Origin of the sequence: Gillisia mitskevichiae (genome assembly GCF_003634585.1) — a bacterium.
In the GTDB taxonomy this organism is placed as follows: domain Bacteria; phylum Bacteroidota; class Bacteroidia; order Flavobacteriales; family Flavobacteriaceae; genus Gillisia; species Gillisia mitskevichiae.
Genome location: NZ_RBLG01000002.1, coordinates 1,068,884 through 1,087,831 on the forward strand (window position 1 = coordinate 1,068,884; position 18,948 = coordinate 1,087,831).

13 protein-coding genes are annotated in these 18,948 nt (G+C 31.9%); 7 read left to right on the top strand and 6 right to left on the bottom strand.

Annotated features, from left to right (window positions below):
• Positions 1-96: 96 nt before the first annotated feature.
• Together BC962_RS10655 and BC962_RS10660 are read right to left on the bottom strand one after the other, a co-directional pair.
• A complete protein-coding gene (locus BC962_RS10655; RefSeq protein ID WP_183075491.1) occupies positions 97-1,107 on the bottom strand; it encodes a competence protein CoiA family protein in 1,011 nt (336 codons plus the stop codon).
• Between the two features lie 737 nt (positions 1,108-1,844).
• Entirely contained in the window at positions 1,845-2,759 is a 915-nt protein-coding gene (locus BC962_RS10660) for a hypothetical protein (RefSeq protein WP_121345973.1), read from the bottom strand.
• A gap of 392 nt (positions 2,760-3,151) precedes the next feature.
• Here BC962_RS10660 and BC962_RS10665 point away from each other — a divergent pair, with 392 nt between their 5' ends.
• The 7 genes from BC962_RS10665 to BC962_RS10695 all read left to right on the top strand — a co-directional run bounded on the left by BC962_RS10665 (position 3,152) and on the right by BC962_RS10695 (position 13,838).
• Entirely contained in the window at positions 3,152-4,633 is a 1,482-nt protein-coding gene (locus tag BC962_RS10665; RefSeq protein ID WP_121345974.1) for a type I restriction-modification system subunit M, read from the top strand.
• Entirely contained in the window at positions 4,633-6,414 is a 1,782-nt protein-coding gene (locus BC962_RS10670; protein WP_121345975.1) for a DUF262 domain-containing protein, read from the top strand. Before BC962_RS10665 ends, BC962_RS10670 begins: the two co-directional genes overlap by 1 nt.
• Positions 6,415-7,878 (top strand): type I restriction-modification system subunit M, encoded by a 1,464-nt coding sequence (locus tag BC962_RS10675; protein WP_121345976.1) that lies wholly within the window; start codon positions 6,415-6,417, stop codon positions 7,876-7,878.
• The gene (locus tag BC962_RS10680) at positions 7,871-9,094 is read left to right on the top strand and encodes a restriction endonuclease subunit S (RefSeq protein ID WP_121345977.1); all 1,224 of its coding nucleotides are present in this window, start codon (positions 7,871-7,873) and stop codon (positions 9,092-9,094) included. The genes BC962_RS10675 and BC962_RS10680 overlap by 8 nt, the downstream gene beginning before the upstream one ends.
• 12 nt (positions 9,095-9,106) lie before the next feature.
• Entirely contained in the window at positions 9,107-9,466 is a 360-nt protein-coding gene (locus BC962_RS10685) for a hypothetical protein (RefSeq protein ID WP_121345978.1), read from the top strand.
• Positions 9,466-10,641 (top strand): PD-(D/E)XK nuclease family protein, encoded by a 1,176-nt coding sequence (locus BC962_RS10690; protein WP_121345979.1) that lies wholly within the window; start codon positions 9,466-9,468, stop codon positions 10,639-10,641. The genes BC962_RS10685 and BC962_RS10690 overlap by 1 nt, the downstream gene beginning before the upstream one ends.
• A 230-nt stretch (positions 10,642-10,871) precedes the next feature.
• Positions 10,872-13,838 carry a type I restriction endonuclease subunit R gene (locus BC962_RS10695; RefSeq protein ID WP_121345980.1) on the top strand — a complete coding sequence of 989 codons (2,967 nt, stop codon included), beginning with the start codon at positions 10,872-10,874 and terminating at the stop codon, positions 13,836-13,838.
• A 1,038-nt stretch (positions 13,839-14,876) separates the two neighbouring features.
• On the opposite strand, the gene BC962_RS10700 is transcribed toward BC962_RS10695, so the two are convergent.
• The 4 genes from BC962_RS10700 to BC962_RS10715 form a co-directional block, all read right to left on the bottom strand.
• Positions 14,877-15,380: a hypothetical protein gene (locus BC962_RS10700; protein ID WP_121345981.1), complete on the bottom strand. Its 504-nt coding sequence runs from the start codon at positions 15,378-15,380 to the stop codon at positions 14,877-14,879.
• A 521-nt stretch (positions 15,381-15,901) separates the two neighbouring features.
• Entirely contained in the window at positions 15,902-16,408 is a 507-nt protein-coding gene (locus BC962_RS10705) for a plasmid mobilization protein (RefSeq protein ID WP_121345982.1), read from the bottom strand.
• Positions 16,409-16,779: 371 nt separating this feature from the next.
• Complete coding sequence (locus tag BC962_RS10710) at positions 16,780-18,243, bottom strand: DUF5906 domain-containing protein (RefSeq protein ID WP_121345983.1); 1,464 nt, start codon at positions 18,241-18,243, stop codon at positions 16,780-16,782.
• Complete coding sequence (locus tag BC962_RS10715; protein ID WP_183075492.1) at positions 18,243-18,920, bottom strand: BT4734/BF3469 family protein; 678 nt, start codon at positions 18,918-18,920, stop codon at positions 18,243-18,245. Before BC962_RS10715 ends, BC962_RS10710 begins: the two co-directional genes overlap by 1 nt.
• Positions 18,921-18,948 lie beyond the last annotated feature (28 nt).

An 18,948-nucleotide genomic window follows, 5' to 3' on the forward strand; every position in this document is an offset into this window, starting at 1 on the left:
AGCTTTTATATAATTACTCATATTAGTTTTGAACCTGTAAACTTTTTTCAAATGATTACTAAGACTTATGTTTAAATTACAATTAGTTTCACCTCTCTACCATTTGCCATAAATTTTCTTATAAACATCCTCACCCCATCGGCTAACAAAATCATTTTTTCTTATTTGTCTTTCAATGTTCTGATTACTTATTTCCTCAGAGAATTCACTGGAGTTTTGAAAAATCGCAATATATAAATAGTAAAATTCAGGAATCTCTAAACATTTATATTTTTTGCTGCGATCTTTCTTTAGATCCATAATCAATCTTATAGCATAATTTGGATCTCTCTCAAAATTTCTTATTTCAGGAATTAGCTCCTCATTTTTAAACTCAACATAATCATCATAAAAAACCTTTACCCTGGATAACATCTCATTCAGAATTGATTGCCGATTTCGTTTAAGAAACTTTTCTAAATTCGGAAAATGAAGCCAGTTGTGTAAATATCTCTTATTTACTAAAATGCTTTTTACGTATTCAATTGAGTAATCCTCACTGCTTTTAAAATAATTTGAAAGATCTATTTCAAGAAAGCATAGATTCCTTTCAGTCAATCGTTCTTTCTTTTTATTTTCCACTTTATGGGTAACATAAATTTCAATATGAAGATTTCGATCCGTATTTTTTAATTGAAGCCTGAGATCTGGCGTCATGTCCTTTATCGATTTTTCCACAAATAAATCGATATCGGATAAATCAAGTGTACAGCCTGGGAATACCTGAATTGCAGCTTTGTCCCAGTTTGTTAGGCAATGGCTAAATTCATAAGAATAATAAACTTTATCTGGTACCTGGAAACCAAGCTTTTTCTCATAACTATTTATCTCGTCTTTAAAATATGGAATGAGCTCATTGAAGTAAAGTTTATAATCTGGTAGTTCAAATTTTTCTAATTCTTTGAGGACTTCTTTTGCCAAAATATGCAACATACTTTCATAACCAGTACATCCATTTTCGGGGCTGTGAGCGAAATGATGATCTCTAATACTGCCTTTTTTAGCTGTAACCGGGGACTGACAGAAAGGATCTGGACACTTCAAATTAGGGTTAAATCCTCTTTTCACGGAGGAGTCATTTATATCTATTAGATCACCATTCCTATCTAATACCTTTGGGAGCTTTAAGGCCATATTTTTCTAAATCAATGTTTTCAATGTGATGGTAACAAGGGTAATATTTTGTTCAGTGCCATCAAAATGGTCAGGCATAATTAGCTTAGATTTTTTTTTGATTTTAGGACGTCAGCAATATTATTCTTGTTTTGAAAACCGAAAATAAGATAATTTCAAAGGTTGTAAAATGATGTAAAAAGTATTTCACTATTAATCACTTACTTTGCAACAGGAATAATTTAAATTCTATCTATAAAGACTTAATCCCGATCTACTAATAAGCAAGAGGAGAATATAAATGAATGCAGTTGAAATTGAGAAAGCTATCTTCGATCTAGCCGGTCAAAAATTTAATCCCGAAGAATGCTTAATCGAATTTGTAGAAAGATATCGCGAAACGCCAGCTGACAAAACGGTTTACAGCAAATAATAGGCATTCCAGTGGAAAGTGATATTTTCTACACTAAGTGATAAACAACCAAGCCGGCAGGTTCGCGTCCTTACTCCACGCCACTTTTGATAACAAAAAACATTATATCGAATTTTTAAACCTATGATTGAATTCCAGGTAAATGATCTAACTTTAGAATCTCAATGGAGAGCATTGATATTAGTTGGAAAGAACTCAGAGAATATTTCAATTCTTCGGGGATCATCTGTACTTTCTCTATGGTTTTTACATTTTTTTATTAAAATTTGTTTCTGTTTATTTCTTTTAATAGATCAACTTCCGTTTCAACAAATGGATCATACCAATCAGCTTTTTCCCTGGCCCATTTAATCCACTTTCGTTTTCCTTCATTTAAGGATCCCGATTGGATAGAATGTTCCTCAAACTCCTTAATATAATTTCTTATGTATTGAGATTTATGCCAGCGAGTTGCAGTATCAAAAAGTTGTTTGAAATTGTTTAGCTCTTCAGCAACTTTTTCCTCTCTGGCTTTTTTCTTGGCTTGCTCTTCTTCATACTCTCTATGCCAAGCTTCACGTTCAATTTTAAATTGTTTTTTCTTTTCAGATAACAATTCTAGTTTGGCCAAAATACTAAGTAATTGTTGTTCTAAGGTTTTGGTATTCTGATCACGCCATTCCTTTACCGGATAAGTATTCTCAATTTTAACTGATAATATTCCCGACCCTATCATCTCATAGAGTTCCCATGAAGAATCGTTTGCCTTTACTTTTTTCAATATTTCCCTTACTCTAATCTGAAATTTTTCATCATAAATTAAAAATTCAGATTTTTTCTCATTGGAAATTTCATGCCCTCTTTGTAATATTAATTTAATTAGGGTATCCCAGATCCTTAAAGCCCTTGGGATATTTAACCTTGTAACTTCAGTCGCAATACACTCCCCACTAGAATAAATTATATCTTGACCTTTACCATACCAGCCCAATTTCTGATTTTTTAAAACTTCTTTTGCTTTCTTGACCAAAGGATGTGGATTGGAAAGTCTGTCTGGAACTATATAATTTAAATCTGAATTCTGAAGTTCGTTTTTGATTTTTGCCAATTGGCTATTAGTATGAATTGATTTGCTTCCTTCGTCTCTAATATTAAGCTCAATTTTGGTGTTGACTCCTTTTGGCAAAGGTTTCATAGGTGACGATTTACCATGTCGAAGTTTGGTCCAATGTCCTGCCTTAGGTGTAGGGATATTGTGTTTCTTGCAAATCTTACGCAATCCATTATCAGAATAATTATATTCCTTCGATAATGTCGTAAAGGGCTTTGACCATATTAGTTCATAAATTTCATTTCGAGATAGAAATACCTTTTCCGAGCTGCATTTTGTCATATTTAAATTTAAATAATTCTGATTATTTTTAGGTTAGATAATACAGGATATTTTATGGCTTAATTTATTTAACCATTGGTTCAGATTTTTCTATATTTACTTTCTCTTCGACAATTCGAGGTTAATGAGCCCCTACTGCTCAAATTCAATTATTTCATTTTAATCATTCATTTGCAATTACATCTTTTTTATTAATGAAAAAAGAAAAAATCACCCTATCCCAATTAGAACAATATTTATCTAAAGCCGCCTGGATTTTAAAAGGACCGGTAGATGCTTCAGATTTTAAGGTTTATATATTTCCTTTATTATTTTTCAAACGAATTTCGGATGTGTATGATGAAGAATATCAGCAAGCTCTTTCAGATTCCGAAGGAGATGATGAATATGCTTCTTTGCCCGAATTTCATCGTTTTGTAATTCCAAAAGGTTGTCATTGGAATGATGTACGGGAAACAACAACTAATATTGGTTTAGCTATTGAAAAGGCACTTCGAGGAATAGAACAGGCTAATCAAGAATATCTTTATGGTATTTTCGGGGATGCCCAATGGAGTAATAAAAACAAGCTTTCAGATAGGCTCTTAATTGATCTTATTGAGCATTTTTCACAATATGATTTATCAAATAGTAAGGTTGACAATGATTTGCTCGGACAATCCTATGAGTATCTTATTAAACACTTCGCAGATCTTACTAACAAAAAAGCTGGAGAGTTTTATACACCAAGATCCGTAATTCATTTATTAGGTTTAATTCTTGATCCTCATGAGGGGGAAAGTATATACGACCCTGCTTGTGGAACTGGAGGCATGCTATTAGAATGTGTGGACCATCTAAAAGATAATCACGAAGATTACCGCACCCTTAAACTATTTGGACAAGAAAAGAATCTTACTTCGAGTTCTATTGCCAGGATGAATATGTTCCTACATGGTATAGAAGATTTTCAAATCTTTCGTGGCGATACATTACGACAACCCGCTTTCTTTGAGGCAGATGGTCTTAAAACTTTTGATTGTGTGATAGCAAATCCACCATTTTCTTTAAAAGAATGGGGTGCTGAGAATTGGGCGAATGATCCATATGGAAGAAATATTGCAGGGATTCCTCCCAAAGGTAATGCGGACTTGGCTTGGGTACAGCATATGATCAAATCCATGGATTCGAATGGACGCATGACGGTGGTACTCCCTCCGGGTGCTTTGTTTAGAAAAGGAGCAGAGGCAAAGATTAGAACTGAGTTACTGCAACAAGATTTACTGGAGGCAGTTATTGGCTTAGGTCCAAATATTTTTTATGGAGCACAGTTAGCAGCCTGTGTGATTGTTTTTAAGAAGAAAAAGGATGCAGTAAAAGAGGATAAGGTGCTGTTCATAGATGCTTCAGACCAAGTTAGAGTTGGACGAGCGCAAAATTACTTAGAACCTGAACATGTAAATCAAATTTTTGATTGGTACAAAGCTTTTGAAAATGTAGAGAATTACGTTAAAATAGCCTCACAAACTGATTTAAAAGAAAACGATTATAACCTCAATATTCCTCTCTATGTAGAGAAAATCATTGAAGATAATTTACCCTCCGTGGACGAAGCCTTGGCAGATTTAAAAGAAGCCTGGAATGAAAGCTTAATTGCAGAAGAAAAGTTCAAAACAATTTTAAAAGAATTTTTATAATGGCGTACGAAACTCCAATAACCATTAAAAAGGCAATCGAACATATTAGAAAAAGAAAATATGTTCTGCCTTCAATTCAGAGAGAATTTGTTTGGAATACAGAACAAATTGAAAAATTATTTGATTCATTAATGAGAGAGTATCCAATAAGCACTTTCCTGTTTTGGAAAGTAGATAAGGATAATATCAAAAATTTTCAATTTTACGAATTTCTTAAGCATTACCACGAGAAAAATGCAAAACATAATACTAAAGTAGATCTTGGAAACGATGAAGATGTAATTGCAATTCTTGATGGGCAACAAAGAATGACCTCTTTGTTTATAGCTTTAACAGGTACTTACACTAAGAAATTGCCTTATTACAGTTGGGATAATCCAAATGGATTTCCTTCTAAAAAATTATATCTCAATTTGTTAGCTAAGGCTAATGATATAGAAATGGAATTTGACTTTAAATTTTTGACTGAAAAGGAAGTTTTAGAAACGAAGAATAAATATTGGTTTGAGACTTCGGAGATTATGGAGTTAGAGGATATGGGAAAAGTTTCAAAATATCTTTCTAGAAATAACCTAATGGATTCTTCTATATATAATGAAAATCAAAGGGATTTCGCTATTGACACACTTACCTCCTTTTTTAATGTGATACACCAAAAAGGTACTATTAGTTATTATCTTGAAGAAGACGAGGAATTGGATAAAGTTCTTCAAATTTTTATTAGAATAAATAGTGGTGGCACCAAACTCAGTTATTCAGATTTACTTTTATCAATTGCAACAGCGCAATGGAAAGAAAAAGATGCGAGAGAAGTTATTCATGAGTTTGTAGATGAAATAAATGCAATTGGAGATGGTTTTGCCTTTAATAAAGATTTTGTTCTAAAGTCTTGCTTAGTGCTAGCAGATTTCAATGACATTAAATTCAAGGTTGACAATTTCACAAAAGAGAACATGAAGGTGATAGAGTCTAACTGGGAGAAGGTCTCATCCTGCGTTCGTAAAGCAATTGAGCTAGTTTCAAAATATGGTTACAATCGTGATAATTTATTAGCAACAACCGCTATAATTCCTATAGCTTATTTTATTTATACTAATAACTTTGAAGATTCTATTCTACATTCTTCCTCAAGAGAAAATGATCGTAGAGCTATAAAAGAATGGCTTGCTCGAGTACTCCTTAAAGGAACTTTTGGTGGAACTCCAGATGCTATTTATCCGGTAATGCGAAACTTAATGAATGAACACAAGGAAAGGTTCCCATTAGAAGAAATTATTGATTATTATAAAGGTAGAAGAAAATCTATTTCTTTTACAGAAGATGATATAACCAATATTCTGGAAATGGATTATGGTAAAGCGAGAACTTATTGTGCATTAACCTTATTATATCCCTCTCTCAATTATAATTTTAAATACCATCAAGATCATATTCATCCAAAATCATTTTTTAATAAAAGAAAACTTGTGGAATTGGGAATTGAAGATGAGGATCTGAAAGAAAAATTTACAGCTCGTTTTAATAAGTTACCAAATCTCCAATTATTACAGGCAAACCAAAATATAGAAAAAAGTGATATTTATTTTGAAGAATGGATAAGTAAAACCTTTCCAAATGAATTAGATACCCAATCTTTTTTAATGCAAAATCATATTAAGACCAATCAGTCACTGAAATTTGAAGATTTTTTAGATTTTTATGAAGTAAGAAAAACTGTCCTAGAGAAAAAGTTAAACACCATTTTGAATGTGAAACAGGTGGAAACCACAGAAATTAACTAAATGACCCAAAAAGAATTAGAAAAATATCTCTGGGGTGCCGCTGTTCAACTTAGAGGGACGATAGATGCCGGAGATTATAAACAATATATTTTCCCATTATTATTCTACAAAAGAATATGCGATGTATATGATGAAGAATTTGAAATTGCTTTAAAGGAAAGCAATGGCGATATAGAATATGCTTCTTTTGCAGAAAATCATCATTTTCTGGTGCCAGAAGATACTCATTGGAATACCGTGAGAGAAACCACCACTAATGTTGGAATGGCGCTTCAAGAAGCTATGAGGGCTATAGAGAAGACTAATCCAGACACCTTATATGGAATTTTTGGAGATGCTTCTTGGACCAATAAAAACAGGTTAAGTGATGAAACGCTCACTAACCTTATAGAACACTACTCTCAGCATAAATTAAGCTTAAGCAATATTCCAGATGATAAGCTTGGGAATGCCTATGAATATTTGATTAAGGAATTTGCAGACGATAGCGGGCATACCGCTGCCGAATTCTATACCAACCGTACCGTAGTAAAGTTAATGACAATGATCATGGACCCGCAACCCGGGGAATCTGTGTACGATCCTACCTGTGGTTCTGGTGGCTTGTTGTTGAATTGCGCTTTACATTTAAAAGAAGAAGGAAAAGAATATAGAAACTTAAAGTTATATGGGCAGGAGATTAACCTGCTTACCTCTGCCATTGCGCGTATGAATATGTTTATGCACGGCATAGAGGAGTTTAGCATTATACGTGGAGACACTTTAGCAAATCCAGCATTCTTACATAATGATGAATTGAAGAAGTTTAATGTAATATTAGCTAATCCACCTTATTCCATTAAATCCTGGGACCAAAAATCCTTTATCAATGATCCTTATGGGCGTAACCTTTGGGGAGTACCACCGAAAGGTTGTGCAGATTATGCTTTCCAGCAACATATACAAAAGAGTTTAGATAATGAAAATGGCCGTTCAATTTCTTTATGGCCTCATGGAGTTCTGTTTAGGGATTCTGAAGTAGAGATGAGAAGAAAAATGATCGAAGAAGATGCAGTAGAATGTGTAATTAGTTTGGGCCCTAATTTATTCTATAATTCTTCAATGACATCTTGCTTATTAATTACGAATAACAATAAAACTCCTGATAGAAAAAACAAAATTCTATTCGTACAAGCCGTGAATGAAGTAAGAAATGAAAAGACAATGAGCTATTTAGATCCTCAACATGTTGAAAGGATACATAATGCTTATTTGAGTTTCAAAAATGAAGAAAATTTTTCAGCCGTAATTGATAAGGAAGAAATTTTAAAAGACAAGAACGTAAGAATAAGTGTACAGTTATTTGTGAAAGCAGATAAAATTGATGAAGAATCTTTTGAAGTAATTCTTGAAGAATGTGAACAAAGCTCTATTTCACTTAAAAGCTCTATGGATGAACTCTTTAAAACCTTAGGCAATGGATAGTATATTAATGGAAAATAAGGTTTTGAATTTAGACAAGTCAAATTGGAAATTAGCTAAGCTGGGGGACTTGGCAAATGATATCTCAAAACGTGTTGATAATCCAAGTAAATCAGAATATGACCGGTTCGTAGGGCTCGGAAATTTCGTGTCTGGTGATATTAAAATTAGAACTTGGGAAACCACTGAAAACCTTGCCTCCTCAGCAAGAGCTTTCCAAGCTGGAGATATCCTTTTTGCTAGACGTAATGCTTATTTGAGACGAGCTTCCTTAGTCGAATTCGATGGCTGCTGTTCCGGGGACGCTTTTGTATTAAGAGAAAATCACAATAAAGTAGTAACCGGTTTTTTAGCATTTTTATTAAATTCTAATGCTCTGTGGGATTTTGCAAATTCAAATGCGGCAGGCACAATGTCTAAACGTGTGAAATGGCGAGATCTAGAAGAGTATGAGTTTCTTCTTCCACCCAAAGACCAACAAGTCCAACTTGCTAAATTATTTTGGGCGATGGATAATGTGATAGAGAAGGAAACTGAAATGTTATTAAATTGCGAGACTCTTAGAGATGTTAACAGGGAAAGATTATACACTTTTGGTATTTCTGCTATGAATGGATTGAAAATATCCACTAGAAAGGGACATTCTGGTATAATTCCTGTAAAATGGGACGAAAGAAAGTTTTTAGAAATTGTTAAAATCACAAGTGGTCAAGTTGATCCCACAGATGAGCAATTTAAAAATTTGTACCAAATTGGATCAGAAAGGATTGAACCAAATACTGGAAAAATCACTGAGTTTAAAACTGCACAAGAGTTAAATATTACAAGTGGAAATTTCTTATTCACTAAGGAACATATAATATATTCTAAAATTAGACCATATTTTAAAAAGGTTGCTAATCCAAATATTATGGGGTTATGTAGTGCAGATATTTACCCATTGCTGCCTAATCAAGATATCATTAGCAAGGAATTTCTGTTTTTTTATTTGTTGACAGAAAAATTTACTCAAAGTATTTTAAGGTTTCAAAATAGAACAGGAATGCCTAAAGTTAATAGGGACGAACTTGGAGCAATATATATACCAATTCCTAAGGCTGAAGAACAAAGGAAAATTGTGAAAATATTGACAGGGATAGATAATTCAAGAAATCATATACTTTCAAAATTAGCAACATCCAAAGCCCTTCAAAAGAGTTTAATCAATCAGGTATTTTAGAAAAAAAGGGTCATGAGAAAAAACCAACTTATAGGCTTTGTTAACCATAATTATAATGGTCTTTTATCTGCGGCTAACACCAGTTTTGGGAGTATAAATAAATCTAAAGAAGTTTGGTGGTTAAATATTCCAGTTCATAAATTTAATGATGATGTGCATTTACTGTTAAATGTTTCTAATTACTCAATCTGGCTTTGCTTACCAAAAGGATTTGCAAAGGGAGTCCCTTTCAAGATTCGTGAAGATAAAAATGCAGTGGATTTAGAAATTTCAGCAGATAAAAGCATTCAATATTTAAAAGATGTAAAGTCTGGCGGGACTGGATTTGATTTTAAGCCTTATGTAAAGGAGAAATTTAAATTTATTGATTAATGCCACATTCTATGACTGATTTGCTTATCCAAGAAAAACTTCCAGAAAATCCCCAATTCTCTGATTTGGATATGATTTTTTTGGTGTTTCTTTTAAAAAAGATTGGTTTTAAGGATGAAAAGAGATTAATCGCATATTTAGAAGGGGTAATAAAAGTTTATGGCAAAAACGAGAAGACTAGGATTTCGAGATATCATGGAGGGAGAAGCATCACTAATTATAATTCCTCCCGTTGTTTTGGGTTGCTGAGTATGGAAATTGCAATAAGAGAAAATCTTGAACTAATAGTTTCTATAGATAGTAAACATAATTCACTAATTAGCGCAACGGACCTTGCCAATTTTTGTTTTTGTCCTGTTAGTTATAGTATTTCTAAATCCTTGGAAGTAAAATTCCCCACCAATCTACGCTCAAGGTCAATTGGAACCGGTTTACATGAGCAATTAAGACTAATTTCCCGGTTACCTAAACAATATTTGGAAAATACAGATAGCAAGAATTATACACCCGAGGCGCAGAAGATTAAAAAGATTAGAGGTTGCAAACTTATTTTCGCTGGTCACACTAAGGAAAGGAAAGTTTTTATAAATGAATCTGAGAAATTCATTGGTCAGCCAGATTATATTTTTCAAGATCCAAATGGGGATTATTTTGTGGTGGAAGAAAAATTTCATGCTGTTCAACCAGGACAATATGATAATCAACTAGTACAATTACAGGCTTACATAGCATACATTACGGAATACGATATAAAATATGGTGTATTAATAAATTGGAGTTACGATTTTCATTTCCAAACTTATGAGCCATTTATTAATGATGTTAAAATTAAGGTGGTAAAAAGTGAAAAAGACTTTTCATTATTAACCAAAATTCATCATCAACTTAAAGTTTTTCAGAATAAAAAAGAATTGAATTTATCCCGAAATCCTAATGTTAACAAATGTATTTCCTGTGTTGTAAATAAATATTGTTCTCATAAAGCAGGTTACCAAACTAAGGTTAAATTTCCTTACAAGAGAGATGATCTCAGATTAAAAAAAGTCAAGCAACCTGAGGTTTTATGGGAATATATAAGGGATAAACCTACTATAGATATTGTGGAACTTTATGATTATGAAAATGAATTTACTGTAAATACTCAAAGCGAAACTTCAAGGAGGGGAAAAATTTGAAAAACAAGTTTTAAGTTAGAACAGACGAAGTATTTCATATCGCGATTTACGATATAGTATTAAAAATGAAAGTTAAGAAAGCATTTTACCCTATTTAATGGAAACTTGGAGCTCGTTTATAATAAAGGATTGCTGGAGGATGAATTACCGGTGCATATACACCCCCTTATACAGGAAGAAATTATGTATATAGTGATAGAAAAGATAAATCATATATTAAAAAATAACCAATGGCCTTCAACGAACTCAACAGTGTAGAACACTACATCATCCACAAACTAAGTGGAGATAATTTAAATAATGGAGAAGCTCAAGAGCCCATCTCAGGATATTCTCCCCACTGGAAGTTCAAAGCATCTAAAGACTTAGACAGATCTATTAATGAGGTTTTAATTGAGCCTGATTTAAACGATGCACTTGTGCGTTTAAATCCTGAAATAAAGTCTAGACCAGAGTTAGCGGAGGAAGTGATTTACAAACTCCGGGCTATTTTGATTTCGGTGAATCAAATTGGGTTAGTTAAAGCTAATGAGGAGTTTTTTAAATGGTTAGCGGGTGAAAAAACCATGCCTTTTGGTGAGAATAATAGACATGTCCCGGTAAGGTTAATAGATTTTAAAGATCATTCCAACAATGAATATATAGTTACAAACCAATTTCATATCCATCATCGTGAGACCAAAATTCCGGATGTTGTTATGATGATTAATGGCATCCCAGTTGTTATAGGAGAGGCCAAAACACCTATTCGTCCATCGGTAAGCTGGTTAGATGGAGCTCATGAAATTCATGAGATTTATGAAAATGCAGTTCCTCAATTATTTGTTCCCAACATTTTGTCATTTGCTACAGAGGGTAAAGAATTATATTTTGGTCCTATTCGTACTCCCTTAGAATTCTGGGCACCTTGGAGGTTAGAAAATGATGACCAAGCATTAGCAAAACATTTTGGCTTAGGTGAAGTTGGAAAAGAGCTTTTAGACCTTTTACATCCCGCCAGATTATTAGATATACTTCAAAACTTCTCCCTTTTCACCACCAATAAAAAAAGGCAGAGAATGAAAGTGATTCCTCGCTTTCAGCAATATGAGGGCGCAAATAAAATTGTAGAAAGAGTTAAGGAGGGTTTAATTAAAAAAGGATTGATCTGGCATTTTCAGGGCTCTGGAAAATCACTGTTGATGGTTTTTGCAGCCCAGAAACTTCGAAAATCCCCGGAATTAAAAAGTCCTACGGTTCTAGTTTTGGTTGATAGAATAGACCTAGATACTCAAATTAGTGGGACGTTTAATGCTGCAGATATAGCCAATGTAGAATCTACTGAGAGTATTGGTGAATTACAGCGGATGCTAGAAAGGGATACGCGTAAAATTATTATATCTACGATCTTCAAATTTAGGGACGCTAAACCTAACATGAATACTAGAGATAATATAATTGTCTTAGTAGATGAGGCTCACAGAACACAGGAAGGTGACTTAGGTAGAGAAATGCGGGCCGCTTTGCCAAATGCCTTTTTATTCGGACTTACTGGAACTCCAGTTAATAAGGCTGATAAAAACACGTTCTGGGCTTTCGGAGCTGAAGAAGATCAAGGTGGTTATATGTCCAGATATACCTTCCATGATTCGGTAAGAGATAACGCTACTTTAAAATTACATTTTGAACCTCGCTTAGTAGATGTTCATGTCGATAAAGAAGCAATAGATAAAGCCTTCGAAGAATTTAAGGAAAGTTCTGCACTCTCAGATGAAGAGGCAGATGCATTGAACCAGAGATCAGCAAAAATGGCTGCGTTTTTAAAATCCCCTGAGAGAGTTGAAAGAATTGTAGAAGACATCTCAAATCACTTTAAGGAAAAAGTTGAACCTCATGGCTTCAAAGCTATGATCGTAACTCCAGACAGACATGCGTGTGTTCAATATAAAGAGGAGCTTGACAAATATTTTTCTGAGCAAACAAGCCAAGTTGTAATTTCAACTACAGCTAATGATCCTTTAGAATTTAAACAGAAGTGGGGAATTGATAAAAGTGCACAGGAAAAAATAATTGATAAGTTTAATGATGCTTCATCAGAATTAAAATTCATAATTGTTACCGCAAAGCTATTAACAGGATTTGATGCTCCAATACTTCAAACCATGTATCTGGATAAATCTATAAAGGATCACACCCTTTTGCAGGCTATATGTAGAACTAATAGGTTATATCCTAAAAAGACATTCGGTAGAATAGTTGATTATTTCGGAGTGTTTGATGATGCTGCTAAAGCACTTCAATTCGATGAAGAAAGCGTAAAACAGGTAATTTCCAACTTATCTAAGTTACGAGATGAATTACCAAAAGCCATGCAGGATACATTGGCACATTTTGAAGGAGTAGATAGAGCCATTCTTGGTTTTGAAGGTCTGGAAGCAGCACAAAACGCAATTGATACTAATGATAAAAAAGATGCTTTTGCGAGGGATTATAAATTTCTCTCTAAGCTTTGGGAATCCTTATCTCCTGATAGAATGTTAGATATTTATAATACAGATTATAAGTGGCTTTCTCAGGTATTCGAATCAGTAAAACCAGCATCTAATAATATTGGAAAACTTTTGTGGTTTACACTGGGAGCACAAACAACTAAACTTATTCATGAAGGTATACATGTAGGGCAAGTTCACACATTAGATGAATTTATCTTAGATGCAGATGTAATTGAAGATATTTTCAATAACCCAGATCCTAAACGAGCAAGAACCCTGGAGCAAATGCTCATAAAGCGATTTAAGAAGCATCAGGGAGACCCTAAATTCAAAAAACTGAGTGAGCGCTTGGAAAAGCTTAGAGAACGAGCAGAACAAGGTTTAATCACTTCTATAGAATTTGTAAAAGAACTCTGTAAATTGGCTAAAGAAACGGTTCAGGCGGAAAAGGAAGCCGCTGCAAATATTCAACTGAAAACGCCAAGGGCTGCCTTATCAGATCTATTTTCAGAATTGAAATCAGATCAAACTCCTGCAGTGGTTGAAAGAATTGTAGATGACATAGACAGTATTGTAAGGGTTATAAGATTTCCTGGATGGCAAACTACAAGTTCTGGAGAAAGGGAGGTACAGCAGTCCCTGCGAAAACAACTTTTAAAATATCAACTACACAAAGATCAAGTTCTATTTGATAGGGCTTATGCATATATCAAGGAGTATTATTAAATAAAGAATCATTTGAAGAATTATTTATTTAACACTTATTTTATTCATTTTCAAACAATGAACTGATTAATGCCCTTAAACAATAAACCTATTTTTGTGGTAAGGTTTAAAAGATCATTCTCCCACAAAAGCATATTCTTAAAGGATTTCACTAATTACATAGGTTAACAAAACAAGCCTCTTCTGCCACTTCGCAACATATAATTAATAATAATTTTTAATATTAATTATATGTTGTGGATTTTATATAACAAGATAAAAATGTTGTTTTAATAGTAAAACTTTAAGAGAAAATATTGAAGGAAGACTAAATTATAAATTTGGCGCTTTAGCAATTATATATTTTAATTGAGGAACGTGTAATTGTTAATTGTTAATTGTTTTGTTTACAAAAAGATAGAATATTTATTTCATCCTCAAATTCATAAAACACCCTGTTTTTTAATGGTTTTAGAAATTATTCTATCACAAAAGCATAATATTTCTGGACTATGCTAAATTCTTAATTTAAAAACCAAGTCGATGACAGGCATATTACTGCAACTTCGCAACATATAATTATTTAGAATTTTTAATATTAATTATATGTTGCGATTTTTTTATATAACAGTTCAAAAAATATTATTTAAATAATAAAAGTGTAGGAAAAAAAATTAAATCATAGCTAAATTTTAAAATTGTACATCTAGAAAACTCGTAATTGAATTAAGAAATACGCAAATTTATGTAGTTTTATAACTGTTTTAATAATAATATCATATATTTTAACTAATTAAATAAGAATTATATAATTTCATATTATTTATGTGTTGTATTTCAACAAACATAATAATTTCAATAATATTAATTAATTAATATTTTGTAGGAAAAAATCCTTTAAATTATATGTTGCGTTTGAACAGTATAATTTTTTTATATGTTCTAATCATTTTAACTATTACAAATACTAAAAAAACCTTGCAGTGAGCACTGAACTTTAAGGTTGTAACTACTTATTCATATAATAGTATAGTTTGATTGCCAAGAGTAATAAACCGACTAGGGTTTATTACTTAAATCAGCATGAAAAGTATGTCTAACGATATTTACATTTTCATTATTAAACCCTAATTCTTTGTTGTTGTAAGGAGGATAAATTTTGCCATTTGTGTTTTTGTTCCAAACTATCCAATAAGCATCATAGCCTTGATCATTTAAAACTTCAAGTTTCTTATAGCTATAAATTTTATGAGAGCTATCTAGTTCTATAGCAATATCTTTTCCATTCGGGTTAATTATAATAAAGTCTACAATTCCACCGATCTTTCTTTTGTGTTCATTTCTAATATGTTCCGGCATAATTATGTCTACTTCAGGAACAACTCTTAGATTTAATCTATTACATGTTTCTTTTATGGATAAACTCATTGCTTTGGTGAAGTCAGATTTGTGTGGGATATAATAATAATCATATCTACCTATATCTATTTTATTAAAATCTTCTAATAGTATTTCTACTATTTCTTTTGATGTCATTTCTGATTTGTTCTTCTGATTTTCCATAATTAATTGATTTAAATTATATCCTCTTCGGGACTTTGATGTTTACTTTTTTGATGCCAAACGAAGAACCTTATCTATTACTGAATTAGCCGTATAAAAAGTGTAACGGCTTTATGCCGGCTTCAGAAATGGATAAGGTAGTTTTGCTATCGAATAAAGAAATGTGAAGAAGTCCAAAGATTTAATTCCAATTATTGTAATATAAAAACAGTCAGGTAATTAATAGCATAAATACTCAATTATGGAATTGAATATTTATAGAACTGCTTAATTGGTGTAATATCATAATGCCATTATATTAGCATATTATAGTTTTAATATATTATGGCAATGCGATAATACTATATTAGCATATTATAGTTTTAATATATTATGGCAATGCGATAATATTATATTAGCATATTATAGTTTTAATATATTATGGCAATGCGATAATATTATATTAGCATATTATAGTTAATTTGTAAAGTTCTATTAGACACTAATAGTTTAGTGAATCAATTTAATTCTAATTAGAATTTTTAATTAAAGATCCTTCTTAAAGATTTATCTATAACCGTTTTTTGATCTAAGCATACCTCTAATAATAGAGAAGTTTGCTTGATAATTTCATCTGAAAAGGAATTTTCAACATATTTATTCTTCCATAAATAGTTAGTGTAGTTTGCAATTTGATTTATATTACTCCCAATTTTATTTAATTCTCCCCTGGTTCTATACAATTCTTCCCTAACTTCTTGTGGATCTCCAACTAGAATTTCCTTTGAAAATATAATTTTTCTCATATATGTACTAATATCATTTCCATAACCAAGTTTACCAATCCTATCATAAATTATTTTTTTTTCCTTTTCAGTAACCTTAAATCCTATAAAATCTGTTTTACTTTCAGGGTTCTTTTTAGCTATCCAAACATAAAGTGTAGCTAAATGAATATCGTATTTTTTTGCAATTTCCCCCTTATTTTTACTTTGAATAGCTTCTTCAACTATAAGATCCTTTTCTTCCTTATTATATTTCTTTTTCATTTTTTTTAAAATATTGAGCTGCGAAAATATTTGTTTCTTTTGACGCCAGGAAAAACAAGGTTTAGTTTTCGTTTAACGAAAACACATCTTGCAGTCCGTCTGGCAGATATTATTTCTATCGATTTTTCTACTTACTCCCTATCTGATAATTTGGATAAATATTTCTCTTGCTAATGAGATTTTAAATCTTTTCTAAATTGTTATTTGGTGTATCAGGTGTACTAGAATTGCTAATACATTATTTATGAAAAATTCTCTCTACATATTATTTTCAATTAACCTACACCTCCTACATTTTTCAAGTAATTACTAGTGTTTAATCTACACTCCACATACATTAGTAAATTGATCTGCTACATCTCCTACAACAATTATTTAATAAAAGTGAAGTTCATTCCATTTTTACCTCTCTTTTTATTTAAAAAATATTCCTTGTACTCGGCATATCTCATTACCCATTCAACTATTCGCTTCTTATTTATTTCCAAGAAATTATACTTTTTACCATATATTGAAATAAGTTCACCTCTTAAAGTCTGATAATCATGACTGACATTGAGTATGTTAAATTTCTCTTCCATTAAATCATAGAAATCCGAAGACGTCTCATTTTTAAGCATTTTCAATCTTAAGTTTTTGCTTTCATAAGAAATCAAACCTTTATTTAGATACAACTTTAAGCAGCCTAACATAAAATGATCAAATAATTTCCATTCTTCTTTATCCCATTCATGAAAAAATTCGCATTTAAATTCATCTGCGGGAGAAAAAGTATCGCTATAATGGTTTTTTAAAAATATATCAAATCGCCTACGTTTATAACTTGAGGAATCCCCCTTTATGGTATAATTAGTAGTAATTATAAATTTTGGACTTATTTTATATGGGATTAATTTTATCGGCTGATGCTTTTTTTCAACAGGTAGATCGTCAGTAATTACACTAAAAAGTGATTCAAAGTCAAAATTTCTACAGGCATCATCAATTAACATAACACAAGTCGTTTCATCCACATTTTGATATGCAAATTTATTATTTGAAAAATCAGCATTTTTACCATTATACACGGCTTTTTCTACAATCTGAGATATAGCTTTTACTATTAGACCTTTACCGGTTCCTCCTTGCGGTTTTTCTTCATCTGGTTGACTCTCATCATTTATTATTAAACAAATAGGTTTTCGTTCATCTTTGTATGTATGAATGGCGTATCCAATCGCGGAACATATTGAAACAAAATGATCAGACCCATTAGATAAATTTTTAATAAACTTACTAAACATAGATATATCGTAAAACTCATCCAAATCTGGATATACTTTGAAATCTCTTTTTTTAATTGCTTTTTCCCAGATGAAACCGGGAGCCATTTTATAGGCTATCAATTTAAATGGCTTATTTGGAGTGATTTCTACAATTGCATTCTTGTAAAATTTATAGCTTATATTTTGGTGATCCCTAATCATAGGGACTTCTATAATTGGCAAGGAAATAAGCAAACCTCTATTTTTAATTAAAATTGATTCTCCCTGTTTTATATATGCCCCCTCTAGCCCTGGATCTTTTAAATTTTTTATATAGTTATAACAGTGATTATAAATCACTTCAGGTGAAACAGGATTTGCAATATTATTCTTTAGGCAGATTAATTTATTCTCGTGGTTTCTAAAACCAGAATCAATAATAAATTGTCTTAATCTTGGTGTATTTAGAGTATATTCTTTATATACTTTATCATCCTTAAGCTTAGTTTTTTCATTCCAAAATATAGTTTTGTCTCCATATTTGATATTAAAAACTTTTCCGTCTAATTTTTTTCTGATAGCTCCGTCCATTAATCAAAAGATTTAGAGGCAAATTCAGCTCTTTTATAAGCGGAATCAATTATTTTAAGAATTTCTTCATAGCCGAAATCCTTATCTACAAATGAACCGAATAGATCTTCCGTAGTCAATTTGGCAACTCCAAAATTCGAAAGAGAACAGGCTAAAACAAATAAACTGTTATTTCTATTACCCGAAGAATAATCATATTTTTTGCTCCACCATCGTATCAATCGTTCAACTACAGATCCTTCAGAATAAATTTTATTTTTATGGGAACTATATAAAGTTTCTGTAACGGTAATTTTCTTTCTGAGATTAAAACGAGTAGCATTCTTATTGAAAATCAGGTTAGGATCATAACTTTCAAAACACAATCTGTTTACATCACTGGTCGTCCGGTCAGGACCCATTTTCCAATAATGGTCTATAACAGCATTATAATACTCCTTATAATCCTTTTTCGAATTCACAATTGGGATCTTAACTATTGCTTTAACCCCATTACCAGAGGGAGAAATCCAAGTTGCTAAAATATATTTCGAGTTTGAAAGTTTCTGGATGAGACTTGAAGTAGAATTCACTTCGTCAAAATCGAGGCAAACCAAGCCCGTCCCCCTTTTTAGAGTAGTTCTATTCTCGAGCACTCCCGAGAAGCAAGTTGCAGGTAGTTTTTGCTTGAAAAACATTCTTTCATTTTTATTCTTAGCACTCCTG